This is a genomic window from Allosphingosinicella sp. (assembly GCF_059502505.1).
On record NZ_JCACEU010000019.1, the window covers coordinates 507823 to 530784 of the forward strand.

Sequence of the window (22962 nt, forward strand, 5' to 3'; positions counted from 1 at the left end):
AGGCTCAACCCGCATCGAGACGCCTTCGGAGCTCGATCAGGGCGCGATAGGCTTTCTGCAGATGCTTCTCGACGGCGCTGAGGCTGATGCCGAGCTCGGCCGCGATCGCAGCTTGACTGAGCCCTTCCACACGGAACCTGCGGAAGATGATCTCGGTGCGCTCGCCCAATGCCTTCAGTGCAGTCTCCGCAGCGGCGAGCTCGTCCCTCGCGATCAACGCCCGCTCGTCGGAAGGCGCATCCGAGGCAGGCTCCCCCACCGCCTCGTCGGCGCTGGACCATAGATGGTCGCGCTTCGCCTGGCGCAGATCGGCGCGGCGGCGGTCCAGCATGAGATTGTTGGCGATGCGGTAGAGATAGGGAAGGGGGTCGCGCACCGGACCCGACACCGCTGCCGACGCCTTGAGCCAGAGTTCCTGGACAAGGTCTTCCGCCGCATCGCCGGCGCCGCGCGCCCTCAGGAAGCGCAGCAAGGCTGGCCGGCTGACGAGATAGACCTGCTCGAGACCGGCTGCGGCAGGCACCGCCGGGGCCTGTTCGTCTCCCTCCGGCTCCGTCAGCCTTTCCTCCGTTCCCTCCCGCGCCACGAGGGGCCTGTTTCATCGCCGATATGAACGCAGGATTGACGAATTCTCGGCTGCTTGCGCCGCTTTCCGCTAGGCCATTGTTTCAAAAGGGCGAGGGTGACGGAGGCAGATTCGTGATCGGCCAACTCCGCCTTGCCCTCCCGCGCCGCCCTGCTATATCCCCGCCCCAACCGGCGGCCCGGCGGGCGTGGCGGAACTGGTAGACGCGGCAGATTTAGGTTCTGTTGTCGAAAGATGTGGGGGTTCGAGTCCCTCCGCCCGCACCAGTTGCCATGACTTAAAGCCGTCCGGCGGGCGGCTTCGATGGGCAACTCCCCGAGCGTAAGCGAGAGGGGGCGCCGCGACCCGAGATGCCGCTCCGCAAGATCCCTGAATGTAAGGCCTTGATAACATGCAGACTGTCGAGACGTTGAACGAGGGCCTGAAGCGCGCCTTCAAGATCACCATCCCCGCCAAGGATATCAATGCGCGGGTCGACAAGGAGCTGAAGACGGTCGCGCCGCGCATCCGCATGCCCGGCTTCCGCCCCGGCAAGGTGCCGCCGAACCTGGTCCGCAAGATGCACGGCGCCGCGCTCGAGCAGGAGGCGCTCAACAACGCCATCCAGGAAGGCGTTCAGCAGCTGATGGCGGACCAGCGCATCCGCCCGGCGATGCAGCCTTCGGTCGCCCTGGAGGATCATGCGCCCGGCAAGGACGCGGTCGTCAATGTCGAGGTCGAGACGCTGCCGGAGATCCCGACGCCCAAGATCGAGAACCTCAAGCTCGAGCGGCTGACGGTCGAGGCTTCGGACGAGATGGTCGACGAGCAGGTCACGCGGCTCGCCGCCGGCCAGAAGAGCTTCGATCCCGCGCCCGCTTCCTATGCGGCTCGCATGGGCGACCTCGTCATCATGGACTTCGAGGGCAAGGTCGACGGCGAGCTGTTCGAGGGCGGCAAGGGCGAGGGCATGTCGGTCGAGCTCGGCTCCGGCCGCCTCATCCCCGGCTTCGAGGACCAGCTGGTCGGCGCCAAGGCCAACGAGCAGCGGACGCTGAATGTCACCTTCCCCGAGGATTACAACGTCGATTACCTCAAGGGCCGCCCCGCGACCTTCGACGTCACCGTCAACGAGGTGCAGAAGCCGCGCGAGGCGCAGGCCGATGACGAGTTCGCCAAGTCGCTCGGCCTCGAGAGCATGGAGCAGCTGCGCGGCCTGCTGAAGGGTCAGGTCGAGCAGGAGCTGAACGGCCTCACCCGCACCCACATGAAGCGCAAGCTGCTCGACCAGCTCGCCGCTGCCCATGATTTTCCCGTGCCGCCGTCGATGGTCGAGGCAGAGTTCCAGCAGATCTGGCAGCAGCTCGAGCATGAGGCGAGCCACGAAGCCGACCCCGCCGCTGCGCTCGCGGAGATGGAGAAGGAGCGCGACGAATATCACGCCATCGCCGAGCGCCGCGTTCGCCTCGGCCTGCTCCTGTCTGAGATCGGCCAGGCCAATGGCGTCGACATCAGCAGCCAGGAGATGAACGCGCTGATCGCCCAGGCCGCGCAGCAATATCGCCCGGCCGATCGCGACAAGTTCATCCAATATGTCCGCAACGAGCCGATGGCCGCGGCGCAGCTCCGCGCGCCCTTGTTCGAGGACAAGGTCGTCGACCTGCTCTTCTCCCGCGCCGAGATTACCGACCGGACGGTGAGCCGCGCCGAGCTGGAGGCCGAGATCGAGGGCGAGGAGGGGCATGTCCACGGCCCCGGCTGCGGTCACGATCACGACCATGATCACGCGCCTGCTCCCAAGGCCAAGAAGGGCAAGAAGGCCGCCGCCGACGCTCCCGCGGCCGAGCCGAAGAAGGCCAAGGGCAAGGCGAAGGCCGCCGAGGCTCCGGCCGAGGAGACCGCTCCGGCCGCCGAGGAGGCGCCTGCCAAGAAGCCACGCGCTAAAAAGGCCGCTCCCGAGGAGGCTCCCGCCGCCGAGGAGAAGCCGGCCAAGAAGGCCCGCGCCAAGAAGACTCAGGGCTAATTTTACCCCTCTCCCTTAGATGGGAGAGGATACGTAGCCTTAGCGCCTCTGCCGCATAGGCGGAGTTGGTGAGGGTGACACCGTCCGCGGATATTCTCAGCCGCTGTCACCCTCACCCAGCTTCGCCAAGCTCGCAAAAGCTGCTCGCTAAGGCTACGCAACCCTCTCCCATCAAAGGGAGAGGGGAGTGCTGGGGGATTTGCCTTTGTCGAAGCTCCGCATCGCCGTTCTGCTTCCCTGCTACAATGAAGAGGCGGCGATCGCGCAGACGGTGGCGGGATTCCGCGCCGCGCTGCCGGGCGCCGTCATCTACGTTTACGACAATAACAGCGCCGACCGCACCCGCGAGGTCGCGGCCGAGGCAGGCGCGATCGTCCGCACCGAGCGGATGCAGGGCAAGGGCCATGTCGTCCGCCGAATGTTCGCCGACGTCGAGGCCGATATCTATGTGATGGCCGACGGCGACGCGACCTACGATGCCGCCGCCGCTCCCGATATGGTGGCCCGCCTCATCGAGGAGCGGCTCGACATGGTCGTCGGGGCTCGAAAGTCCGAGGTCGAGGAGGCGTATCGGCGCGGCCACCGGCTCGGCAACCGCCTCTTCACCGGCCTCCTCGCCAATCTGTTCGGCCGCTCGTTCAGCGACATCTTCTCGGGCTACCGCGCCTTTTCGCGCCGTTTCGTGAAGAGCTTCCCGGCCCTCTCGCGAGGCTTCGAGACCGAGACCGAGATCAGCGTCCACGCGCTGGAGCTGGCCATGCCGGTCGCCGAGATCGTCACCGCCTACGGGGCCCGTCCGGAAGGTTCGGCGTCCAAGCTCTCCACCTACCGCGATGGCTGGCGGATTGCGAAGACCATCCTGCACCTGTTCCGCATCGAGCGCCCGGTGCTCTTCTACGGCGGATTGGGCGTGTTCCTGGCTGGCATCGCGGTGGTGCTCAGCATCCCGCTCGCCATCACGTTCGCCCAGACCGGCCTCGTTCCGCGCTTCCCGACCGCGATCCTCGCCACCGGCCTGATGATCGTCGCCTTCATGAGCTTCATGTGCGGCCTCATCCTCGACACGGTCGTTCGCGGCCGTCGCGAGGTGCGGCGGCTCCATTATCTGAGCCTGCCGGCGGTTGGGGAAGGCTGAAGCTTCCGCCCGGACGGTCAGTCGCAGCCGCAGCGCGCCGGTCTGCGCATGACCCGCAGACATTGCTCGCGCCACGATCCCCGCGCTTGCATGCAGAACAGGGAGGCGATTTCGCGTTCCGCGAACCTGTTCTGCGCGAGAATGAGGAGCGCGGACGGGTTCACGCCGCCATCTCCTGTTTCTGCTTGTAGCTGACGACCTCGAACTCGATGCCGTCATTGTCGAAGAAGTAGAAGCGTCGCCCGGGCTCGTAGTCGCCATGGTTGAATGGCGTCAGCCCGGCTGCCGCGACACGGCTCTCAAGGGTTTCCAGGTCATCGACCACGACCGCGACGTGGTTGAGCGGGGCGCCTTTGGGCCAGGCCAAGGGTGCGCCATCGCTGTCGGCCATGGTATAGAGGGCGAGATATTGCTCGTCGGTGCCGATGTGGACTGTGCGGCCGCCCGCCATCGCCCGTCCTCGCCATCTCACTCGCCAACCGAAAATTCGCTCGAGCAACTCCGCCGTGCGCTCCGCATCGCTGACGGTGATGTTCACATGCTCCAGACGCGCTTCCATGTCGTTTCTCCTGTTGATCACTTGCCGAGTCGTGCAACCTCGACCTAAGTTGAGGTCAAGCTTTTTCGGTGGGAGAGAGAATGAGCGGCCTGCTGAGCATCGGAGACCTGGCGCGACGCACCGGCGTGTCCGTCTCGGCGATCCGCTTTTACGAAGCGAAGGGGCTGCTCAGCCCGATCCGCACCGGCGGCAATCAGCGCCGCTACCTGCGCTCCGACATCCGCCGGCTGTCTTTCGCGCTGATCGCGCAGAAGCTCGGCCTGACGGTGCGGGAGATCGAGGCCGAACTGGCCCGGCTCCCGCTCGGCCGCGCACCCACGCAAGACGACTGGCAAGCGCTGAGCGAGCGGATCCGGGACCGGCTGGACGAACGCATCTCGCTGATGCAGCGCACTCGCGACCGGCTGGCCGGCTGCATCGGATGCGGCTGCCTCTCGCTCGAGCGATGCGCGCTCTACAATCCCGGCGATCGGGCTGGAGCCGCCGGGCCGGGACCGCGCTTCCTGCTTGGGGACGCGCCGGAAGACTCTTCCCGATCGGTGTGACGCTCCTAGAGGCGCTGATCCATCGATTCGAACGCAGCCACCTGCTTATCGCCGCAGTAGATCGCGACCTTCCCATAGGCGTTGGCGAGCGGCTCCTCGTAATGGACCGCGGGACTGACGGCGGTGCCCGGCGACGCCTCGAGCGAGAGGTCGAAGGCAGCGGTTCCGGCGCCGGCGGAAGGACGCTTCTTCAGCGCGGGCTTGTAGCCGGCCATCATGAAATCGACCTGTCCGTCGACCGAGAAGCGACTGTTCTCGATCTGGGCATACCAGCCCCGCGTTACCGTGAACGGACATCCCCGCTCCTTCGCGGTGAGATCGACCGTCGGCTCCTGCTTGGGCGCATCGGCCTTGGCCGCAGCTGTCGCCTCCGGCTGCTTGGCGGGCTCCGATCCGCAGCCAGCCAGCAGGACCCCCCCCAACAAGATCGCCATTCCGCGCATCGGCATTCCTTCCCTATATCAGGTCCCTGATCCGGCTCCGATACACGAAGATCAAGCAGAACCGTCAGCCCTAGGCGGAGTGTCGCCCACGACGGTGCGGACGTGAAGGAGGAAACGACTGATGCACAAGGGATCCTGCCTCTGCGGCGCGATAAGTTTCGAAGTCGCCGGCGAATTGAAGGCGCCGGACGCCTGCCATTGCTCGATATGCCGCCGGCAATCGGGCCATTATTGGGCCTCCACCGACCTCCCCCGAGACAGGGTGACGATCAGCGGCGAGGAGAATGTGACCTGGTTCCAATCCTCGCAGCGGGTGAGGCGGGGCTTTTGCTCGACTTGCGGCTCGGTGCTGTTTTTCGATCCCGTCCACAGGGACTGGATCGCCATCGCCATGGGCGCCTTCGAAGCGCCGACCGGCACCCAACTGGAGAAGCATATCTTCGTCGCCAGCAAGGGCGATTATTACGAGATCGCGGACGACGTTCCGCAGGAGCAATAGCGGCCGTCAGCGCGGGCGGCTGACGGAGCTGCGCAGCGCCTGTGTCCGGACATCCAGCTCGTTCCGCTCGAACCGGGAGAGACCGTCGCGGCCATAACGGTCGGCGAGGCGGCCGATCAGGCGCGTTTCGCGGCGGAGCTGGCGGGCCTCCCTGCGCGACAGGTCACCCGTTTCCCGGCCGCGGTCGATTCGGCCCCTGATGTCGCGAAGCTCCCGTCCGACGCCCGGACCTGGAAGGCGGCTGTCGCCGATGAACGGATTGATGCGAGGCGAGGGAGTCGAAGGATGCGATCCGGCGATCCGCGCGCTCGCGGGGGCGGTGGCCGCCAGAGTCAGAACGAGCAAGGGGATGAGACGGCGCATCTGGACCTCCGCGAAATCGGACCGCCAGTCTCCGCCTGCCAAGCTGAACGGAAGCAGAACCGTTACGGCGCCGCTTCGAGTGGTCTGAGGCGCGGCTTGGGCTCTTCCGGGAAGGCGCAGCCGTCGGTCCGGTCGGGGCGGCGGCGGGCGTTGAGGCCGGGATCGCTCGGCGCCGGGCATGTGGGCTCGGCGGCGGCGAGTTCGGTCGCCTCGGAAGGCGCTTTGGCTGGGGCGTCACCAATGATGCCGAACGCGAAGTGGCTGTGATCGCCCTCGTCCAGCGACTCGATCAGCACGAAGCCGGCCTTGCGATAGGCGGAGGCGATCTCGGCGTGACGAACGCCAGGGCGGCGGGCGATGTCGATCGCGCGGCCAGAGAGGTGGAAGCTGTTCTCGGCGCCGCCGACCGCGCGGTTGCGCTCGGGTGTGCGCCTGACGCTGGTGACCACGCCCCACTTGGCGCCGAGGTCCACAGCCGAGGAGATCGGCTTCGGCGCCCGTTTCGCCTCCGGTGCAGGCCGCGAATCTGACGACGCAGAGGCAGGGACTTCGGGCGTCCCGCCTGCGACCAGCATCGCCAGAATGAGAATGACCCCCGTCATCATGAACCCGCTGCCCCGAGCCTCCCGCCTGCACGACTGCTCCGACCGCGCGCGAGATGCAAGTCCCTAACCGCCCGGTTCGTCGCGGCACGGCTCGGTTCGCCGCTTGCGCCCGTTGCAGGACGGGACAGGGCTTGAACCTTCGCGCCGATGCTCCGATGTTCGGCGCATCCGCACTTTACAGGACCTTCCAGGCATCATGGACCATCGCGACATCAGCTCCGCCCTCGTTCCCATCGTTATCGAGCAGTCGAATCGGGGCGAGCGCAGCTTCGACATCTATTCGCGGCTGCTGCGCGAGCGGATCGTGTTCGTGACCGGCCAGGTCGAGGACCATATGGCGACCCTCATCACCGCCCAGCTGCTGTACCTGGAGAGCGAGAATCCGAAGAAGGACATCTTCATGTACATCAACTCGCCGGGCGGCGTGGTGACGGCCGGCATGGCGATCCACGACACCATGCAATATATCCGGCCGCGCGTCGGCACGGTCTGCATCGGCCAGGCGGCGTCGATGGGTTCGTTCCTGCTGGCGGCCGGCGAGCCGGGCATGCGGGTTGCGCTCACCAATGCGCGGATCATGATCCACCAGCCGTCGGGCGGGGCGCAGGGCATGGCCAGCGACATCGAGATCCAGGCCAAGGAAATCCTGCGCATCCGGCACCGGATGAACGAGCTCTACGCCCAATATACCGGGCAGACGCTGGAGACGATCGAGAAGGCGATGGACCGCGACAAGTTCCTGTCCTCCGACGAGGCCAAGGAGTTCGGCATCGTCGACGAGGTGTTCGACAAGCGCCCGGCGGCGGGCGAGGGGGATGCGACGCACCAGGCCAACGCGGCCTGAGCTTCGACCCACGTTAATGATTAGGCCATTGAGATCGTGCGATAGTGCGGTAACATGGGCCAGCTGACGGGCGCCTAAGTGTCGCCCCGACAAGGAAGAATATGACGAAACTGAGCGGCGGCGATTCGAAGAGCACCCTCTACTGCTCGTTCTGCGGCAAGTCGCAGCACGAGGTGCGCAAGCTCATCGCCGGCCCGACGGTTTTCATCTGCGATGAGTGCGTCGAACTGTGCAACGACATCATCCGTGAGGAGACCAAGTCGGCGCTGGTGAAGACTCGCGACGGCGTTCCGACGCCGGGCGAGATCTGCAAGGTGCTGGACGATTATGTGATCGGCCAGAGCCACGCCAAGCGCGTGCTCTCGGTCGCGGTGCACAATCATTACAAGCGCCTGGCGCACGGCGCCAAGGGCGCCGACGTCGAGCTCGCCAAGTCGAATATCCTGCTGGTCGGCCCGACCGGCTGCGGCAAGACCCTGCTCGCGCAGACGCTCGCCCGCATCCTCGACGTGCCGTTCACGATGGCCGACGCGACGACCCTCACCGAAGCCGGCTATGTCGGCGAGGATGTCGAGAACATCATCCTGAAGCTGCTCCAGGCTTCGGACTATAATGTCGAGCGGGCGCAGCGCGGCATCGTCTATATCGACGAGATCGACAAGATCAGCCGCAAGTCCGACAATCCGTCGATCACCCGCGATGTGTCCGGCGAGGGCGTCCAGCAGGCGCTGCTGAAGCTGATGGAAGGCACCACCGCCTCCGTCCCGCCGCAGGGCGGGCGCAAGCATCCGCAGCAGGAATTCCTGCAGGTCGACACGACCAACATCCTGTTCATCTGCGGCGGCGCCTTTGCCGGCCTCGAGAAGATCATCGCCGACCGCCTGCAGGGCAAGTCGATCGGCTTCGGCGCCTATGTCGCCGCGCCGGACGAGCGCCGCACCGGCGAAGTGCTGCGTCAGGGCGAGCCGGAGGATCTGCTGAAGTTCGGCCTGATCCCGGAATTCGTCGGCCGGCTACCGGTGATCGCGACATTGGAGGATCTCGACACGGAGGCCCTCGTCAAGATCCTGCGCGAGCCGAAGAACGCCCTCGTCAAACAGTATCAGAAGCTGTTCGACATGGAGGACGTGAAGCTGAGCTTCACCGACGAGGCCATGGTGGCGATCGCCAAGCGCGCGATCGAACGCAAGACCGGCGCCCGCGGCCTCCGCTCGATCCTCGAGAACATCCTGCTCGACACCATGTTCGACCTGCCGTCGATGGACGGCGTCGACGAGGTCATGATCGACAAGGACGTGGTCGAAGGCCGCAAGGACCCGGTCCGCGTCTACGCCGAGAAGAAGGGCGAAAGCGCCGCCTGATTTCGGCGGCGCCGCAATTTCAACGCTCGCTCAAACGATGGCGCCAACGGCGCCTCGTTAACCCTTTGCGCCTCACGCCAAAGGGAGGGCAAGACGTTGGAAGCTATACTCGACATATATGAAGAGCGCACCGAAACCGGTGCCGCCGCAGCGGGCGGTCTCGATCCTGCGAAGCTCGAAGCCTTTATGGGCAAGATGGTCGGCGACATGGGCGCCGCGAACGGCGGCGCGCTCGTCATCCTCGGCGAGCGGCTCGGCCTCTATAAGGCGCTGGCGCAAGGCGGCCCGGCCACCCCGCAGGAGCTGGCGGACCGCACCGGCACGCACGAGCGCTACGTGCGCGAATGGCTGAGCGCGCAGGCAGCAGCGGGCTATGTGAACTATGATGCCGAGGCCGGCCACTTCTTCATGGCGCCGGAGCAGGTGATGGCGCTCGCGGACGAGGACTCGCCGGTTTATCTCGCCAGCGCATTCCAGCTCACCGCGTCCGTCTACATGGACGAGCCGAAGATCGCCGAGGCGTTCCGGAGCGGCCAGGGCGTCGGCTGGCACGAGCATTCGAACTGCCTGTTCTGCGGCGTCGAGCAATTCTTCCGCACCGGCTACCGGGCTCATCTGGTCCAGGAATGGCTGCCTGCACTGGATGACGCGGTCGAGCGGCTCGATGCGGGGGCGAAGGTCGCCGATATCGGCTGCGGTCACGGCGCATCCACCATCATCATGGCTGAGGCCTTCCCGAACAGCGAATTCGTCGGCCTCGACTATCACGAGGCGTCGATTGAACGGGCGCGGGACGCGGCGGCGGAGGCCGGCAGTCCGGCGAACCTGCGCTTCGAGATCGCGACCGCCAAGGATAGCCCGGGCGCCGGCTACGATCTCGTCACCGTGTTCGACGCGCTGCACGATATGGGCGATCCCGTCGGCGCCGCGCGCCGTGTGCGTGAGATGCTGACGCCCGAAGGCATCTTCATGATCGTCGAGCCGATGGCGGGCGATTCGCTGGTCGACAACCTCAACCCCGTCGGACGGATGTATTATGCGGCCTCGACCATGATCTGCACGCCCGGCAGCCTGGCGCAGGAAGTGGGGCTGGGGCTCGGCGCCCAGGCCGGACCGAAGCGCCTGAAGCAGGTGCTGGCAGAGGCGGGTTTCACTCGGGTGCGGATCGCGGCGTCGACGCCGTTCAACCTCATTCTGGAGGCGCGGCCCTGACCAGAGGTGGCGGGGCGTCAATATGTTGATGCCCCGCCACCGCCACGCCATATCGCGGCGAATGATACAAGAACCAGCGCCGGCGGAGCGGCCTCTCTCCCTTCGTTTCCTGCCGCGCTTCCTCTTCAGGCCTGAGGGATCGAAGTTCGCCTGGGTGCTGAAGGCCTGGCTGCTCGTGCTGCTGCCGAGCATCCTGCTGTCGGTGACCGTCAGGGTCTCTGTGCCCTCCGCGCAGGGGCCGGACCTGCCCTTGTCCGGACCGGTGATGGTCGCTCTTGTCGCGCTCGTCGGGCCGCTGCTCGAGACCCTGATCATGGGCGTGGTCCTGCTACTGTTCACCAGGTTCATGGCCTCCGGACCTGCCGTCTGGCTGAGCTCGATCTGCTGGGGCGTGGCGCATAGCTGGGGAGCGCCCACCTGGGGATTGGTGGCGTGGTGGCCATTCCTGATCTTCTCGACGGCCTTCCTGACCTGGCGCGAACGCGGCCTCGGCACGGCGATCCTGATCGTCACCGCCATCCATGCACTCCAGAACAGCTTCGCCGTATCGTTGCTGCTGCTCGGCCCGTTCATTGATGCGTTGACCCGCGGCCCCATATAGGTGTCAATGAAACGGCCGCGCGCGGCTCGTACTGGAGTTTGGAATTGACCGAAGCTTTCCCCGTTCTTCCGCTGCGGGACATCGTCGTCTTCCCGCAGATGATCGTTCCCTTGTTCGTCGGCCGCGACAAGTCCGTCGCGGCGCTCGAAAGCGCCATGCAGGCCGACAAGCAGATCTTCCTCGTCTCGCAGCTCGATCCGGCCGAGGACGACCCTGACCGCGAGGCGCTCTACGACCTCGGCGTCGTCGCGACCGTGCTCCAGCTGCTGAAGCTGCCGGACGGCACGGTGCGCGTGCTCGTCGAGGGACAGCGGCGCGCGATGCTCACCACGCTACGCGAAGATGGCCAGCATCTCGTCGCCGAGATCGCCCCGGTCGACCAGGACGAGCCGGAGGGGCCGGAAGTCTCCGCTCTGATGCGCTCGGTCGTCGAGCAGTTCGACTCCTACGCGAAGCTCAACAAGAAGCTGCCGGCCGAGACGGCGGTGCAGCTGGGCCAGATCGAGCAGGCGTCGAAGCTCGCCGACGCGGTCGCCGCCAACATCAATATCAAGGTGTCGGACAAGCAGGCCCTGCTCTCAGAGCTCAATCCTGTGCGCCGTCTGGAAATGGCCTTCGCCTTCATGGAGGGCGAGCTCGGCGTGCTGCAGGTCGAGAAGAAGATCCGCAGCCGCGTCAAGCGCCAGATGGAGAAGACGCAGCGCGAATATTATCTGAACGAGCAGCTGAAGGCGATTCAGCGCGAGCTCGGGAATGAGGGCGAGGAAGGCGAGGGGGACGAGCTTGCCGAGCTCTCCCGCAAGATCGCCAAGACCAAGCTCTCCAAGGAGGCGCGCTCCAAGGCCACTCAGGAGCTGAAGAAGCTCAAGGCGATGGCGCCGATGTCGGCCGAGGCGACCGTCTCGCGAAACTATCTCGACGTGCTGCTCGGTCTGCCGTGGGGCAAGAAGTCGAAGCTGAAGCACGACATTTCAGAGGCGCAGCGGATCCTCGACGAGGACCATTATGGCCTCGAGAAGGTCAAGGACCGCATCGTCGAATATCTCGCCGTGCAGGCGCGGACCAACAAGCTGAAGGGGCCGATCCTGTGCCTCGTCGGCCCTCCGGGCGTCGGCAAGACCTCGCTCGGCCGCTCGATCGCCAAGGCGACGGGGCGCGAGTTCGTGCGCCAGTCCCTGGGCGGTGTGCGCGACGAAGCGGAGATCCGCGGCCACCGGCGCACCTATATCGGCTCGCTTCCGGGCAAGGTCGTTTCAAACCTGAAGAAAGCAGGCACGTCCAACCCACTGTTTTTGCTCGACGAGATCGACAAGCTCGGCCAGGATTTCCGGGGCGATCCCGCCTCGGCTCTGCTTGAGGTGCTCGATCCGGAGCAGAATTCGAAGTTCCAGGACCATTATCTGGAGCTCGATTACGATCTCAGCGACGTGATGTTCGTCACGACCGCCAACTCGCTGAACCTGCCGCAGCCCTTGCTCGACCGAATGGAGATCATCCGGCTGGAAGGCTATACGGAGGACGAGAAGGTCGAGATCGCCAAGCGGCACCTGATCGAGAAGCAGATCGAGTCCCACGGCCTCAAGGACGGCGAGCTGGTCTTCACCGAACCCGGCCTGCGCGCGCTCATCCAGGGCTATACCCGCGAGGCGGGCGTGCGCACGCTCGAGCGCGAGATTGCCAAGGTCGCGCGCAAGGCGCTGCGCCGCATCCTCGAAGGCAAGACCGAGAAGGTCGAGTTGACCCCCGATAATGTCGCCGACTTTGCGGGCGTGCGGAAATTCCGCCACGGCATCGGCGAGGAAGAGGACCAGATCGGCGCCGTCACAGGGCTTGCCTGGACCGAGGTCGGCGGCGAGCTGCTCACGATCGAGGCGGTCACCGTCCCCGGCAAGGGCCAGATCAAGACCACCGGCAAGCTCGGCGAGGTGATGCAGGAGTCGGTCCAGGCGGCCTTCTCCTTCGTCAAGGCGCGCAGCCCCAGCTACGGCGTCAAGCCAAGCCAGATCGGACGCAAGGACATCCACGTCCATCTGCCCGAGGGCGCCGTGCCGAAGGATGGACCCTCGGCCGGCATCGGCATGGTCACGGCGATCATCTCGACCCTCACCGGCATTCCGGTGCGGCGGGACGTCGCGATGACCGGCGAAGTGACGCTGCGGGGACGCGTGCTGCCGATCGGCGGCCTGAAGGAGAAGCTGCTGGCGGCCCTGCGCGGCGGCATCAAGACCGTCCTGATTCCGCAGGAAAACGAGAAGGATCTCGCGGAGATACCGGCGACCATTACGACCGGTTTGGAGATCGTGCCGGTGACCCATGTCGACGAGGTGCTCGCCCGGGCCCTCGTCACGCCGGTCATGCCCATCGAATGGACCGAGGCAGACGAACTGGCAGCGCTGCCGCCGACGGAGCTTGCCGCGGCGCCGGACGATGTGGTCGGGGTTTCAAGTCGCCACTGATTTGTTGCAGAGCAGCAACGACCTGGACTGCTAAGAAGCGCGGATTTCTCAGGAAATCCGCGCTTTTCCTTTTGACTCGGGGCCGCCACCTGCTCTTAGGTGGAGGTTCGGCAGATTGCCGCGATTCCAATGTAACAGGGGTTCTGGGAGCATGAACAAGCAGGAGCTAATCAGCTCGGTCGCCGAAACGACCGGTCTCGGCAGGAGCGATGCGAGCAAGGCCGTCGAGGGGGTTTTCGACGCGATCGGCAGCGCGCTCAAGCGGGGCGACGAAGTGCGCCTGGTCGGCTTCGGCACCTTCTCCTGCTCGAAGCGCAAGGCCTCCACGGGCCGCAACCCGCGCACGGGCGAGCCGATGCAGATCAAGGAATCCACCCAGCCCAAGTTCAAGGCGGGCAAGGGCCTCAAGGATTCCGTCAACGCCTGATCTCAACCGGTGGCGGCTCGCGAGAGGCGCCGGTCTTTTTCGTCCGGGCGATGCTGGACAGGTATGAAGCGGCACCTTATGTGCCGCACTTCCGCGAGCCCGGAGCGGCCGCGGCGCGGGCGTGGGCGCGTAGCTCAGTGGTAGAGCACACCCTTCACACGGGTGGGGTCGTAGGTTCAATCCCTACCGCGCCCACCACGCCTCTCTCCGAGCTTTGACTGAGCTGACCATCTCACAGCCGCTCGCGCTGAGCGTGTCGAAAGGCTGTCCTTCCTCACGTCCCTCAAGAAGGGCTTCGACCTGCGCAGCGGGGGCGGAGGAGAAGGACCGGCCGAAGCGACGAAGCTCAGTGGCGCGAGCTACTCGCAGTTTCTTTGGCGCCGAGCTTCTCTGCCGTCCGTGCCACCTCCTCATCAGTCGGCGGCTCGGGCAGCTCCTGGCCCGGCCCGAGCGCTTCGTCCGGGATGCCGGGAGCGGTGCCGGCGATCGGTTCGTTCACTGCCCGCTCGTTCGGGCCGGTGCTGATTTTGGCTCTGTCTTCGGCCATGGCTCTGGTCTCCGTTTCTGAGAGAAAAGCGAGCGAGCCCGCTGCCAGGTTCCTTCACCGGATGATTCCTTGACGCACCGGCGCGCCGCACCTTATGTGCCGGCCACAATTCACGGCGATCGTAGCTCAGCTGGTTAGAGCATCGGTTTGTGGTACCGAGGGTCGCGGGTTCAAGTCCCGTCGATCGCCCCACTTCTTCTTCAAAAGCTCAGGACAAAGCCATGCAGTCGCCTTGGGATTTTCCCGATTTTGACGACCATGAGGTCGTGCATTTCGTCACCGATCGGGAAACGGGGCTGAAGGCGATCATTGCGGTCCACTCGACCCATCTCGGCCCGGGCGCGGGCGGCACCCGGCTGTGGCATTATCCGAACCGCGCCGATGCCATCCATGACGTGCTGCGTCTGTCGCGCGGCATGAGCTACAAGAACGCCATGGCCGGGCTCGCGCTCGGCGGCGGCAAGGCAGTGATCCTCGCCGACGAGGCACGCACCAAGTCGCCCGAGATGTTCGCGGCGTTCGGCCGGGCGGTCGAGGGGCTCTGCGGAAAATATGTGACCGCCGAGGATGTCGGCGTCACCGTTCCCGACCTCGTTGAGGTATCGAAGCATACCAGCTACGTCTCAGGCCTGCCGGTGGCGGCGGGCGCGGTCGGCGGGGATCCGGGGCCGCATACCAGCTACGGTGTCTTCCTCGGCATCAAGGCCGCGGTGCGCGCCAAGCTCGGCAAGAGCAGCCTTCAGGGGCTCCACATCGCCATTCAGGGTGCCGGCAGCGTGGCGAGCGGCGTCGCCCGCCGCGCGGCTCAGCAGGGTGCGCGGATCAGCCTCGCCGACATTGACGGCGCCCGCGCGCAGAAGCTCGCCGACGAGGTCGGTGCCGCCGTAGTGCCGGTCGACCGGATCATGACGCTGGACGCCGACGTGCTCAGCCCCAACGCCCTGGGCGCCATTCTCACTGCGGAGTCGATCGCGGCGCTCAACGTGCCGATCGTCGCAGGCGGCGCCAACAACCAGCTGGCGAGGCCGGTCGAGGGCGACCTCATCCACCAGCGCGGCATCCTCTATGCGCCGGATTATGTGATCAACGCCGGCGGCATCATCAACGTCGCGTCGGAATATCTGAAGGATGCCGACGAAGCCGGCGTCAAGGCGAAGATCGAGCAGATCCCGGGCCGCCTCGAAGCGATCTGGGCCGAGAGCGATGCGACGGGCCGCAACCCCGCGGCGGTGGCGGATGCGATGGCGCAGCGGCTGATCGGCCGCGGCTGACGCAAGTCGTCATCCCGGCGAAGGCCGGGATCTCAGGACGAGAAGACGCCGGCTAGTCCCCAGCTGAGACCCCGGTTCCGCTGGGGTGGACGGACTGTCAGAGGGGCGGCGCCACCCGAGGCTTTTCGCGGCCGAGCTTGTGCTCGCGATAGACGGTGTAGAGTCCGCTGGCGATGATCACGAGCGCACCCGCCCACGTGGTCGCCGGAGGCTGGCTCGCGAAGATGAACCAGCCGAGCAGCACAGCCCATAGAAGCTGGGTATAGTCGAACGGCACCACGACAGAGACCGGTGCGTAGCGTAGCGACGAGGTCAGGAAGAGCTGGCCGAAGCCGCCGATCAGGCCAAGTGCTACGAGGATCGCCCAAGTCCTCAGGTCGTGCGCCTGTGCATAGAAGGGCATCAGCGTCCCAAGCGCGAGCATCGACAGCAGTGTGAACCAGAGCACGATGGTCTGCGTGCCTTCGGTTCGGCCGATCTGGCGGATGGTGATCGTCACTACACCGACGCCGAAGGCCGCCAGCACGGCAAGCAGCAGGCCGATCTCCGGCACGTGTGTGCCGCCCGGCCGCATCACTACCAGCACGCCGACGAAGCCCAGTGCCACCGCGCTCCAGCGATGGCGGCCCACCTTCTCCTTCAGCACCAGCGCCGACAGCACTACTGCGAACAAAGGCGCGGCGAAGCCGATCGTGGTCGATTCCGCGAGTGGCAGGTAAGCGAGCGAGCTGAACGCCAGCACCATGGTGGTGAGGCCGATCGCCGCACGGCTGACATGCGCCATCGGGCGCTGCGTTCGCCACGCATCGAAGTTCCGGCTCCAGGCGATCCACAGCAGCAAGGGCGGCAGCCCGAACGCGAAGCGGTAGAAAGCGAGTTCGGGCGTGCTGACCCCGTGCGCGTAGCCGAGTTTTATCATTGCCGCCATGAAGGCAAAGCAGGTGGTCGCACCGATGCGCAGGCCGATGCCGAGCAGGCGGTCCTGCTCCGGGCGAGAGGCGTGGGTGGGTCTTGCCATGAAGCGCCGGTCTCTGCGGCCCGCCTCAAAAAAGGGCAAGCCGGGCACGCATAAGCTTTGAGCTTTGCGCGCGCTTCGCTAAACAAGCCGAGGGCAAAAGATGCATATTTACGCGAATCCGGCGCGATTTCTGAAGCTTGCACGTCCGCTGACCGTCTGGCTGGGCTGGTCGGGAGCGGCGTTGATCACGTTTGGACTGCTCAGCGGCCTGTTCCTTGCGCCCAAGGATTACCTGCAGGGGGACAGCGTCCGCATCATGTACGTCCATGTGCCCGCTGCCTGGCTCGGCATGGGCGGATGGACCGGCATCGCCGTGGCGAGCCTGATGCAGCTCATCTGGCGTCACCCGCTGGCCAACGTCGCGGGGCGGGCGCTGGCGGTGCCGGGCGCGCTCTTCACCGCCATCTGCCTCGTCACCGGCTCGCTCTGGGGCCGGCCGACCTGGGGCACCTATTGGGAATGGGACGGGCGGATGACCTCGATGCTCGTCCTCTTGTTCCTCTACATCGGCTATATCGTGCTCGCCGACGCCGACCGGGAGCGGGGCGGGGAGGGGCGGATCACTGCCATTTTCGGCCTGATCGGCGCGATCAACATCCCGATCATCAAATATTCGGTCGAATGGTGGAACACGCTCCATCAGGGGCAGAGCATCGGTGTCACCGGCTCCAGCATCGACGCGTCGATGGTCTGGCCTCTGCTCATCTCCACGATCGGCTTCTCACTTCTGTTCGGCGCGATCGTGCTGATGCGGATGCGGACCATGCTCGCCCGCCAGAAGATCGAGGCGCGTCTCCGGAGAATGGCAGCGTGAACCACTGGCCCTTCATCATCGGCGCCTATGCCTTCGCCCTGATCGGAACGCTCGGCGTGTCCCTGTGGAGCTGGACGTCGATGCGCCGCGCCGAGGCCGAGGCAGATGCGGTGAGACGCGAACGGTGAAGGCGAAGCATCAAAGGCTGACATTGCTGGCACTGGCGATAGTCGCGGTGCTCGGCGCGGTGCTGCTTGGCATGTCGGCGCTGCGTGACCAGGCGGCCTATTTCTACGCGCCGGCAGACGTCGCCCGGAAGGGCGTGCCGCTCGACAAGGCGGTGCGGATCGGCGGCATGGTCAAGGGCGGCTCGATCAAGCGCGCCGAGGATGGCGTCACCATCGACTTCATCGTCGGCGACGACACGCCAGCGACCATTCCCGTCCGCTTCACCGGCATCGCGCCCGATCTGTTCAAGGAGAATAGCGGCGTGGTGGCGGAGGGGCGGTTCCTGCCGAGCGGCCTGTTCGTCGCCGACGAGATCCTCGCCAAGCATGACGAGAATTACATGCCGCCGGAGCTCGCCCGCGATGGCGCGAAGCACAAGACCAAGAGCCTGGAGGCGGGAAGCACATGATCGCAGAGGGGGGGCTGGCAGCTCTGTGGCTGGCGGCGGCGCTCTCGCTGCTGCAGCTGGCATTGGGCGCGGTGTCGCTGCGCCCGGGCGGCCAGACTCTGATGCGCACCGTTCGGCCGATCGCGATGGCGCAGGCTCTGCTGGTCGCCTTGTCCTTCCTGATCCTGATCCAGCTGTTCCTGCGGACGGACCTCTCGGTGAAGCTGGTGGCGGCGAACAGCCACTCGATGAAGCCGTGGCTCTACAAGTTCGCCGGCACCTGGGGAAACCATGAGGGCTCGATGCTGCTCTGGGTCACGATCCTCGCGGTGGCCGGCGGCGCGGTGGCGCTGCTCGAGCGGCGCCTGAACGAGCGCACGATGATCGCGACGCTGGCGGCGCAGGCGGCGATCGGCCTCGGCTTCTACGCCTTCCTGCTCTTCGCCTCGAATCCGTTCGAGCGCCTGAGCCCCGCGCCGATCGAAGGGCAGGGGCTCAATCCCCTGCTCCAGGACCCGGGCCTCGCCTTCCACCCGCCGACGCTTTACCTCGGCTATGTCGGCATCTCGATCGCTTTCTCCTTCGCGGTCGGCGCCCTGATCACTCGCGACGTCGGCCCGGCATTCGCCCGCGCGATGCGGCCCTGGGTGCTCGCCTCCTGGGTGTTCCTGACGCTGGGCATCACCGCCGGCAGCTACTGGGCCTATTACGAGCTCGGCTGGGGCGGCTGGTGGTTCTGGGACCCGGTCGAGAATGCCTCGCTCATGCCCTGGCTCGCAGCGACGGCCCTGCTCCATTCGGTGACGGTGCTCGCCACGCGCGACTCCCTTCGTGCCTGGACGGTGATGCTGGCGGTGGTCGCCTTCTCCATGTCGATGGTCGGCACCTTCCTGGTCCGCTCCGGCATCCTCACCAGCGTCCACGCCTTCGCGGTCGATCCGCAGCGCGGCGCTTTCATCCTGATCCTGCTCCTCTTTTATATCGGCGGCGCGCTGACCCTGTTCGGGCTTCGCGTTCACACCGTGAAGGAAGGCGCGACTTTCGAGGCGGTGAGCCGCGAAGGCGCATTGGTTGCCAACAACCTGCTCTTCTCCGCCATCCTGGGCATCGTGCTGGTCGGAACCCTCTACCCCTTGGGAGTCGAGGCGGTGACCGGCGAGAAGCTTTCCGTCGGCCCGCCTTATTTCAACACCGCAGCCGGCCCGATCGCGCTGGCGCTGATCGCGATCATGGCTGCCGGGCCGCTGATCAAGTGGCGCCGCGACAAAGCGAAAGATCTGTTAGGCCGCCTCGCCTTGCCGGTGCTTCTGTCGGCACTGGCGCTGTTCCTGGTCGTGCTGCTCGCGCCGAAGATTTCGATCTTCCCGTTCCTCGGGCTGGTGCTCGCCGCCGGTGTCGCCGCGGCTTCGTTCGCACCTTTGTGGAAGCGCAACCTGCGGCGGACGCCGCTCTTCACCTGGGGTATGGTGATCGCCCATTTCGGCATCGCCGTCAGCCTCGCGGGCATGGCCGCCGAGAGCGCCTTTACGCAGGAGAAGCTGGTCGCGGCGCGGATCGGGGAGACTATCAAAGTCGGGCCATATTCGGTGCGCTTCGATTCCGCCGATCCGATAGCCGGCCCGAACTGGACGGCGATCGAGGCGAAGCTCACTGCCCGCCGCGGCGACGGCGAGCCATTCGTGCTGACGCCGCAGGCGCGGATGTTCAGCTCTCCCCCGACCGAGACGAGCGAGGCCGCGATCGTCACCAGCCTCACGGGCGGGCAGCTTTATACCGTGATCGGCAAGTCGGACGAGCAGGGGCGGTGGCAGCTCCGTCTGTGGTGGAAGCCGGCCGTGACCCTGATCTGGCTGGGCGGCGTCCTGATCGCGCTGGGGGGCATCCTTTCAGTGATCGGCCGCGTCAGGCGCGAGCGCCGCGCGCCGCTCCAGGAGGCGTACGCGTGAAGCGGCTGATCCTGTGGGTACCGCTGGCGGTGTTCGCCATCTTCGTCGTGACTGTCGCCATTGGCCTTTACGCGCCGGCCGACCGCGTCATCACGTCCAAGCTGATCGGCAAGCCGGTGCCCGAATTTGCTTTGCAGCCTGCGGTCGCCTCGCACCCGCCGCTCGCGTCGGCCGACCTCAAATCCGGCGAGCCGCGCCTGCTCAACGTCTTCGCCAGCTGGTGCGTGCCTTGCATCGCCGAGGCGCCGCAGCTGATGGAACTGAAGCGCCGCGGCATCCCGATCGATGCCATTGCGATCCGCGACCGTCCGCAGGACGTCGCCGCTTTCCTGGCGCGATGGGGCGACCCGTACCAAAGGATCGCGAGCGACCCCAACACGCAGGTGCAGATCGCATTGGGCTCGTCGGGGGTGCCGGAAACCTTCGTCGTCGACGGCCAGGGCATCATCCGCCACCAGCATATCGGCGACATCAGGCCCGAGCATATGGCCGACATCGTCCAGGCCTATGAGGCGGCGCGATGAGCGTCCTGCGCTTCTCTTTTCCGGGGCACATGTTGCTTCTGGCCTTGCTGCTATCGACCAGCTCGCCTGCCTTGGCGGATTCGCTGATGCCCGCCTCCGAATATGCGTACAAGCAGCTCACCGACCCCAAGCAGGAAGCGCAGGCCGTCGATTTGATGGAGACGCTGCGCTGCCTCGTCTGCCAGGGGCAGTCAATCGCCGACAGCGACGCGGAGATGGCCGGCGATATGCGGGCGCTGGTGCGCCAGCGGATCGAGGCGGGTGAGAAGCCTGAAGCAATTCGCCAGTGGCTGATCGATCGCTACGGCAATTGGGTGAGCTATGCGCCGCCGGTCGAGCCGGTCACCTGGCCGCTCTGGGCCGCGCCGACCCTTCTGATCGCCGCCGGCCTGTTCCTCGCCCGCGGCCGCTTCCGGAAAAAGAGGGCGGGTTAATGGGTTTCGTTCTGCTCTTAAGCCTTGCCGTCATCGTTCTGATTGCGCTGTGGAAGCTCGGCAAATTCGATCGCAATGCGCTGCAGCTGGCCGCTGCGGCTCTGCTGGTCGCGGCTGCTGGTTATGCGTGGCAGGGCAGCCCCGGTCTCGACGGCAAACCGGTTCCGCCGCCGGCCAAAGTCGAGCTGCCTGACAGTGCCTTCTCCCAGACCCGCGAGGCGATGCTCGGCACGTTCGATTCGGCCGCCGGCTGGCTGACCATGGCGGAATCCTATCAGCGCAGCGGCGACACGCAGGGCGGTGCGGAGATACTTCAGAGCGGGCTCAGGAAGGATCCCAACAACCCGGACCTGTGGGTCGGCCTAGGCAATGCGCTCGTCATCCACGCCGATGGCATGATGACGCCCTCGGCGGAGCTCGCCTTCCGCCGCGCCGCGCAGATCGCGCCCGAACATCCAGGCCCGAAATTCTTCTTCGGCTTGGCGCTTGCCCAGGGTGGCAAATATGACGAGGCGGAAAGCCTCTGGCGCGGCCTCCTTCAGACCGCGCCGCCCGACGCGAGTTGGCGGCCGATGGTCGAGGAGCGGCTCGCCATGCTGGCACAGGCGCGCGGGGCAGGGATGGGCGCGATGCCGTCCCCCCAGGTGCAGCAGCCCTAACTGCCCTCCCATCGCCTTCGGCGACATGGAGGACAAGGTCAGTGATCGATGCCGCGCCCGGTCTCGTGCTGGAGTTCGTCGATCTTCTTCGAGGCTTCCGCCTTCGAGAGCTCCGGATTGAAATTCTCTCCGGCCTCGCGGGCGAGAGTCTTTAGATAGGAGGCCTGGGGCCCCGTCATCGCCTCATCGCCTGTCACCCACTCGTCGGGATCCTTGGCGGCATTCTCGGTCGGGTCGGGCTGTTTCTGCTGGGTGGCCATGATCGTTTTCCTGCTCGGTTTCAGCAGGATCAACGACCATGTTCCACTTGTGTTCCCCGCCTCAGGCCGCCGCCTCGAACGGCAGGTTCAGCGCTTCCGCGACTGCCTGGTGGCGGATCTTGCCGCCGGAGACGTTGAGTCCATTGGCGAGATGCGGATCAGATTTCATCGCCGCTTCAGCACCTTGGTTCGCAAGCTTGAGAACGAATGGCAGCGTCGCATTGTTGAGCGCGAATGCCGATGTTCGGGCGACGGCGCCCGGCATATTGGCCACGCAATAGTGGATGACGCCGTCCACCTCGTAGACCGGATTTTCGTGGGTGGTCGGGCGCGACGTCTCGAAGCAGCCGCCCTGGTCGATGGCGATATCAACCAGCACCGAACCCCGCTTCATCGTCTTCAGCATCTCGCGGGTGACGAGCTTCGGCGCCGCCGCGCCGGGCACCAGCACGGCGCCGATCACCAGAGCGGCATTCTGCACGGCGTGCGCGATCGCGGCTTTCGAGGCGTAGGCGGTCTTGATCTGGCTCGAGAAGAACATGTCGAGCTCGGCCAAGCGGTTCATCGAGATGTCGTAGATGGTGACGTCGGCGCGCATGCCGACCGCCATCTGGGCCGCGTTGACGCCCGAGACGCCGCCGCCGAGGATCGCGACCTTGGCCGGCGCCACGCCCGGCACGCCGCCGAGCAGCACGCCGCGGCCGCCCTGCTCCTTTTCGAGATAGTGGGCGCCGACCTGGACCGACATGCGGCCGGCCACTTCGGACATCGGCTTCAGCAGCGGCAGCGAACCGTCGCGCGCGGTCACGGTCTCATAGGCGATGCAGGTCGCACCCGACTTGATGAGGCCGTGCGTCTGCTCTGGGTCGGGCGCGAGGTGGAGATAGGTGAAGAGCAGGTGCCGCGGCTCCAGCAGCGCGATCTCCTGCGCCTGCGGCTCCTTCACCTTCACGATCATGTCGGCGGCGGCAAAGGTCTCGGCGGCGCTGCCAGCGATGCGGGCGCCCGCCTCCACATAATCCTCGTCGGAAAAGTCGATGCCGGTGCCGGCACTGGTCTCGACGATGACCTCGTGACCGGCCGCAACCAGTTCGGCCACCGAAGAGGGCGTGAGGCCGACGCGATATTCGTGGTTCTTGATCTCCTTCGGCACGCCGACGCGCATCTTCCTGCTCCTGATTAGGCGATTGGTGGCGAGTCCATAGCCAGTGCGGATTGATTTGTCGCCGTTGCGAACCCACATGGCCCCATGCTAAGCGCGCCCGCTGCCTTGCGGGCCCAGGGCTTAGATGTGA

The 22962-nt window shown here is 66.0% G+C and carries 27 protein-coding genes and 3 tRNA genes; 21 read left to right on the forward strand and 9 right to left on the reverse strand.

Annotation, left to right across the window (positions count from 1 at the left end; translation table 11 throughout):
- Nucleotides 1-4: 4 nt before the first annotated feature.
- Nucleotides 5-523 (reverse strand): RNA polymerase sigma factor, encoded by a 519-nt coding sequence (locus AC5JBD_RS14975; protein ID WP_495722614.1) that lies wholly within the window; start codon nt 521-523, stop codon nt 5-7.
- A gap of 244 nt (nt 524-767) precedes the next feature.
- Here AC5JBD_RS14975 and AC5JBD_RS14980 point away from each other — a divergent pair.
- From AC5JBD_RS14980 to AC5JBD_RS14990, 3 genes are all read left to right on the forward strand, one after another.
- A tRNA-Leu gene (locus tag AC5JBD_RS14980) sits at nt 768-852 on the forward strand.
- A gap of 125 nt (nt 853-977) precedes the next feature.
- The gene (gene tig, locus AC5JBD_RS14985; RefSeq protein WP_495722615.1) at nt 978-2588 is read left to right on the forward strand and encodes a trigger factor; all 1611 of its coding nucleotides are present in this window, start codon (nt 978-980) and stop codon (nt 2586-2588) included.
- 187 nt (nt 2589-2775) lie between these two features.
- Entirely contained in the window at nt 2776-3723 is a 948-nt protein-coding gene (locus AC5JBD_RS14990; RefSeq protein WP_495722616.1) for a glycosyltransferase, read from the forward strand.
- A gap of 160 nt (nt 3724-3883) precedes the next feature.
- Here AC5JBD_RS14990 and AC5JBD_RS14995 read toward each other — a convergent pair whose 3' ends face one another.
- Nucleotides 3884-4282, reverse strand: a complete 399-nt coding sequence (locus AC5JBD_RS14995) for a VOC family protein (protein ID WP_495722617.1) — start codon at nt 4280-4282, stop codon at nt 3884-3886.
- A gap of 80 nt (nt 4283-4362) precedes the next feature.
- Between AC5JBD_RS14995 and soxR the strand changes: the two genes are divergently transcribed.
- Nucleotides 4363-4827, forward strand: a complete 465-nt coding sequence (soxR, locus tag AC5JBD_RS15000) for a redox-sensitive transcriptional activator SoxR (RefSeq protein ID WP_495722618.1) — start codon at nt 4363-4365, stop codon at nt 4825-4827.
- Nucleotides 4828-4832: 5 nt separating this feature from the next.
- Here soxR and AC5JBD_RS15005 read toward each other — a convergent pair whose 3' ends face one another.
- Nucleotides 4833-5261, reverse strand: coding sequence for a hypothetical protein (locus tag AC5JBD_RS15005; RefSeq protein WP_495722619.1), 429 nt, complete (start codon nt 5259-5261; stop codon nt 4833-4835).
- A 130-nt stretch (nt 5262-5391) separates the two neighbouring features.
- Between AC5JBD_RS15005 and AC5JBD_RS15010 the strand changes: the two genes are divergently transcribed.
- The gene (locus AC5JBD_RS15010) at nt 5392-5769 is read left to right on the forward strand and encodes a GFA family protein (RefSeq protein ID WP_495722620.1); all 378 of its coding nucleotides are present in this window, start codon (nt 5392-5394) and stop codon (nt 5767-5769) included.
- A 6-nt stretch (nt 5770-5775) separates the two neighbouring features.
- Here the strand turns inward: AC5JBD_RS15010 and AC5JBD_RS15015 are convergent, their stop codons facing one another.
- Together AC5JBD_RS15015 and AC5JBD_RS15020 are read right to left on the reverse strand one after the other, a co-directional pair.
- A complete protein-coding gene (locus tag AC5JBD_RS15015) occupies nt 5776-6132 on the reverse strand; it encodes a hypothetical protein (RefSeq protein WP_495722621.1) in 357 nt (118 codons plus the stop codon).
- 62 nt (nt 6133-6194) lie between these two features.
- Nucleotides 6195-6734 carry a D-Ala-D-Ala carboxypeptidase family metallohydrolase gene (locus AC5JBD_RS15020; protein WP_495722622.1) on the reverse strand — a complete coding sequence of 180 codons (540 nt, stop codon included), beginning with the start codon at nt 6732-6734 and terminating at the stop codon, nt 6195-6197.
- A 199-nt stretch (nt 6735-6933) separates the two neighbouring features.
- Between AC5JBD_RS15020 and clpP the strand changes: the two genes are divergently transcribed.
- The 7 genes from clpP (at nt 6934) to AC5JBD_RS15055 (ending at nt 13836) form a co-directional block, all read left to right on the forward strand.
- The gene (clpP, locus tag AC5JBD_RS15025) at nt 6934-7581 is read left to right on the forward strand and encodes an ATP-dependent Clp endopeptidase proteolytic subunit ClpP (RefSeq protein ID WP_495722623.1); all 648 of its coding nucleotides are present in this window, start codon (nt 6934-6936) and stop codon (nt 7579-7581) included.
- A gap of 101 nt (nt 7582-7682) precedes the next feature.
- On the forward strand, nt 7683-8942 hold the full coding sequence (gene clpX, locus AC5JBD_RS15030) for an ATP-dependent Clp protease ATP-binding subunit ClpX (protein ID WP_495722624.1): 1260 nt from the start codon (nt 7683-7685) through the stop codon (nt 8940-8942).
- A 96-nt stretch (nt 8943-9038) separates the two neighbouring features.
- Entirely contained in the window at nt 9039-10154 is a 1116-nt protein-coding gene (locus AC5JBD_RS15035; protein WP_495722625.1) for a class I SAM-dependent methyltransferase, read from the forward strand.
- Between the two features lie 61 nt (nt 10155-10215).
- Nucleotides 10216-10755, forward strand: a complete 540-nt coding sequence (locus AC5JBD_RS15040) for a hypothetical protein (RefSeq protein WP_495722626.1) — start codon at nt 10216-10218, stop codon at nt 10753-10755.
- Nucleotides 10756-10853: 98 nt separating this feature from the next.
- Nucleotides 10854-13211: an endopeptidase La gene (gene lon / locus AC5JBD_RS15045; RefSeq protein WP_495722758.1), complete on the forward strand. Its 2358-nt coding sequence runs from the start codon at nt 10854-10856 to the stop codon at nt 13209-13211.
- A gap of 151 nt (nt 13212-13362) precedes the next feature.
- Entirely contained in the window at nt 13363-13638 is a 276-nt protein-coding gene (locus tag AC5JBD_RS15050) for an HU family DNA-binding protein (RefSeq protein WP_495722627.1), read from the forward strand.
- A 123-nt stretch (nt 13639-13761) separates the two neighbouring features.
- Nucleotides 13762-13836, forward strand: a tRNA-Val gene (locus tag AC5JBD_RS15055).
- A gap of 148 nt (nt 13837-13984) precedes the next feature.
- Here AC5JBD_RS15055 and AC5JBD_RS15060 read toward each other — a convergent pair.
- A complete protein-coding gene (locus AC5JBD_RS15060) occupies nt 13985-14185 on the reverse strand; it encodes a hypothetical protein (protein WP_495722628.1) in 201 nt (66 codons plus the stop codon).
- A gap of 115 nt (nt 14186-14300) precedes the next feature.
- Between AC5JBD_RS15060 and AC5JBD_RS15065 the strand changes: the two genes are divergently transcribed.
- Nucleotides 14301-14377: transfer RNA gene (locus AC5JBD_RS15065), tRNA-His, on the forward strand.
- Between the two features lie 29 nt (nt 14378-14406).
- Nucleotides 14407-15456, forward strand: coding sequence for a Glu/Leu/Phe/Val family dehydrogenase (locus tag AC5JBD_RS15070; protein WP_495722629.1), 1050 nt, complete (start codon nt 14407-14409; stop codon nt 15454-15456).
- Nucleotides 15457-15553: 97 nt separating this feature from the next.
- Here the strand turns inward: AC5JBD_RS15070 and AC5JBD_RS15075 are convergent, their stop codons facing one another.
- Nucleotides 15554-16474 (reverse strand): DMT family transporter, encoded by a 921-nt coding sequence (locus tag AC5JBD_RS15075; protein ID WP_495722630.1) that lies wholly within the window; start codon nt 16472-16474, stop codon nt 15554-15556.
- Between the two features lie 100 nt (nt 16475-16574).
- Here AC5JBD_RS15075 and ccmC point away from each other — a divergent pair, with 100 nt between their 5' ends.
- The 7 genes from ccmC to AC5JBD_RS15110 are packed head-to-tail and all read left to right on the forward strand — an operon-like array spanning nt 16575 to nt 21407.
- Complete coding sequence (gene ccmC, locus AC5JBD_RS15080) at nt 16575-17288, forward strand: heme ABC transporter permease CcmC (RefSeq protein ID WP_495722631.1); 714 nt, start codon at nt 16575-16577, stop codon at nt 17286-17288.
- Nucleotides 17285-17416: a hypothetical protein gene (locus tag AC5JBD_RS15085; RefSeq protein WP_495722632.1), complete on the forward strand. Its 132-nt coding sequence runs from the start codon at nt 17285-17287 to the stop codon at nt 17414-17416. The genes ccmC and AC5JBD_RS15085 overlap by 4 nt, the downstream gene beginning before the upstream one ends.
- Nucleotides 17413-17865: a cytochrome c maturation protein CcmE gene (gene ccmE, locus AC5JBD_RS15090; RefSeq protein WP_495722633.1), complete on the forward strand. Its 453-nt coding sequence runs from the start codon at nt 17413-17415 to the stop codon at nt 17863-17865. Before AC5JBD_RS15085 ends, ccmE begins: the two co-directional genes overlap by 4 nt.
- Complete coding sequence (locus AC5JBD_RS15095) at nt 17862-19790, forward strand: heme lyase CcmF/NrfE family subunit (RefSeq protein ID WP_495722634.1); 1929 nt, start codon at nt 17862-17864, stop codon at nt 19788-19790. The genes ccmE and AC5JBD_RS15095 overlap by 4 nt, the downstream gene beginning before the upstream one ends.
- The gene (locus AC5JBD_RS15100; protein ID WP_495722635.1) at nt 19787-20314 is read left to right on the forward strand and encodes a DsbE family thiol:disulfide interchange protein; all 528 of its coding nucleotides are present in this window, start codon (nt 19787-19789) and stop codon (nt 20312-20314) included. Before AC5JBD_RS15095 ends, AC5JBD_RS15100 begins: the two co-directional genes overlap by 4 nt.
- A 29-nt stretch (nt 20315-20343) precedes the next feature.
- Nucleotides 20344-20748: a cytochrome c-type biogenesis protein gene (locus AC5JBD_RS15105; RefSeq protein ID WP_495722636.1), complete on the forward strand. Its 405-nt coding sequence runs from the start codon at nt 20344-20346 to the stop codon at nt 20746-20748.
- The gene (locus AC5JBD_RS15110; RefSeq protein ID WP_495722637.1) at nt 20748-21407 is read left to right on the forward strand and encodes a tetratricopeptide repeat protein; all 660 of its coding nucleotides are present in this window, start codon (nt 20748-20750) and stop codon (nt 21405-21407) included. The genes AC5JBD_RS15105 and AC5JBD_RS15110 overlap by 1 nt, the downstream gene beginning before the upstream one ends.
- 38 nt (nt 21408-21445) lie before the next feature.
- On the opposite strand, the gene AC5JBD_RS15115 is transcribed toward AC5JBD_RS15110, so the two are convergent.
- Nucleotides 21446-21667: a DUF3072 domain-containing protein gene (locus AC5JBD_RS15115; RefSeq protein ID WP_495722638.1), complete on the reverse strand. Its 222-nt coding sequence runs from the start codon at nt 21665-21667 to the stop codon at nt 21446-21448.
- A gap of 61 nt (nt 21668-21728) precedes the next feature.
- Nucleotides 21729-22832 carry an alanine dehydrogenase gene (gene ald, locus AC5JBD_RS15120; protein WP_495722639.1) on the reverse strand — a complete coding sequence of 368 codons (1104 nt, stop codon included), beginning with the start codon at nt 22830-22832 and terminating at the stop codon, nt 21729-21731.
- Between the last annotated feature and the right edge of the window lie 130 nt (nt 22833-22962).

What these genes read in the sequence shown, in the direction of transcription:
- tig (WP_495722615.1), top strand. Translation starts at nt 978, where the DNA reads ATGCAGACTGTCGAGACGTTGAACGAGGGCCTGAAGCGCGCCTTCAAG.
- AC5JBD_RS14995 (WP_495722617.1), bottom strand. Translation starts at nt 4,282, where the DNA reads ATGGAAGCGCGTCTGGAGCATGTGAACATCACCGTCAGCGATGCGGAG.
- soxR (WP_495722618.1), top strand. Translation starts at nt 4,363, where the DNA reads ATGAGCGGCCTGCTGAGCATCGGAGACCTGGCGCGACGCACCGGCGTG.
- AC5JBD_RS15005 (WP_495722619.1), bottom strand. Translation starts at nt 5,261, where the DNA reads ATGGCGATCTTGTTGGGGGGGGTCCTGCTGGCTGGCTGCGGATCGGAG.
- AC5JBD_RS15010 (WP_495722620.1), top strand. Translation starts at nt 5,392, where the DNA reads ATGCACAAGGGATCCTGCCTCTGCGGCGCGATAAGTTTCGAAGTCGCC.
- AC5JBD_RS15015 (WP_495722621.1), bottom strand. Translation starts at nt 6,132, where the DNA reads ATGCGCCGTCTCATCCCCTTGCTCGTTCTGACTCTGGCGGCCACCGCC.
- AC5JBD_RS15020 (WP_495722622.1), bottom strand. Translation starts at nt 6,734, where the DNA reads ATGACGGGGGTCATTCTCATTCTGGCGATGCTGGTCGCAGGCGGGACG.
- clpP (WP_495722623.1), top strand. Translation starts at nt 6,934, where the DNA reads ATGGACCATCGCGACATCAGCTCCGCCCTCGTTCCCATCGTTATCGAG.
- clpX (WP_495722624.1), top strand. Translation starts at nt 7,683, where the DNA reads ATGACGAAACTGAGCGGCGGCGATTCGAAGAGCACCCTCTACTGCTCG.
- AC5JBD_RS15040 (WP_495722626.1), top strand. Translation starts at nt 10,216, where the DNA reads ATGATACAAGAACCAGCGCCGGCGGAGCGGCCTCTCTCCCTTCGTTTC.
- lon (WP_495722758.1), top strand. Translation starts at nt 10,854, where the DNA reads ATGATCGTTCCCTTGTTCGTCGGCCGCGACAAGTCCGTCGCGGCGCTC.
- AC5JBD_RS15050 (WP_495722627.1), top strand. Translation starts at nt 13,363, where the DNA reads ATGAACAAGCAGGAGCTAATCAGCTCGGTCGCCGAAACGACCGGTCTC.
- AC5JBD_RS15060 (WP_495722628.1), bottom strand. Translation starts at nt 14,185, where the DNA reads ATGGCCGAAGACAGAGCCAAAATCAGCACCGGCCCGAACGAGCGGGCA.
- AC5JBD_RS15070 (WP_495722629.1), top strand. Translation starts at nt 14,407, where the DNA reads ATGCAGTCGCCTTGGGATTTTCCCGATTTTGACGACCATGAGGTCGTG.
- AC5JBD_RS15075 (WP_495722630.1), bottom strand. Translation starts at nt 16,474, where the DNA reads ATGGCAAGACCCACCCACGCCTCTCGCCCGGAGCAGGACCGCCTGCTC.
- ccmC (WP_495722631.1), top strand. Translation starts at nt 16,575, where the DNA reads ATGCATATTTACGCGAATCCGGCGCGATTTCTGAAGCTTGCACGTCCG.
- AC5JBD_RS15095 (WP_495722634.1), top strand. Translation starts at nt 17,862, where the DNA reads ATGATCGCAGAGGGGGGGCTGGCAGCTCTGTGGCTGGCGGCGGCGCTC.
- AC5JBD_RS15105 (WP_495722636.1), top strand. Translation starts at nt 20,344, where the DNA reads ATGTTGCTTCTGGCCTTGCTGCTATCGACCAGCTCGCCTGCCTTGGCG.
- AC5JBD_RS15110 (WP_495722637.1), top strand. Translation starts at nt 20,748, where the DNA reads ATGGGTTTCGTTCTGCTCTTAAGCCTTGCCGTCATCGTTCTGATTGCG.
- AC5JBD_RS15115 (WP_495722638.1), bottom strand. Translation starts at nt 21,667, where the DNA reads ATGGCCACCCAGCAGAAACAGCCCGACCCGACCGAGAATGCCGCCAAG.
- ald (WP_495722639.1), bottom strand. Translation starts at nt 22,832, where the DNA reads ATGCGCGTCGGCGTGCCGAAGGAGATCAAGAACCACGAATATCGCGTC.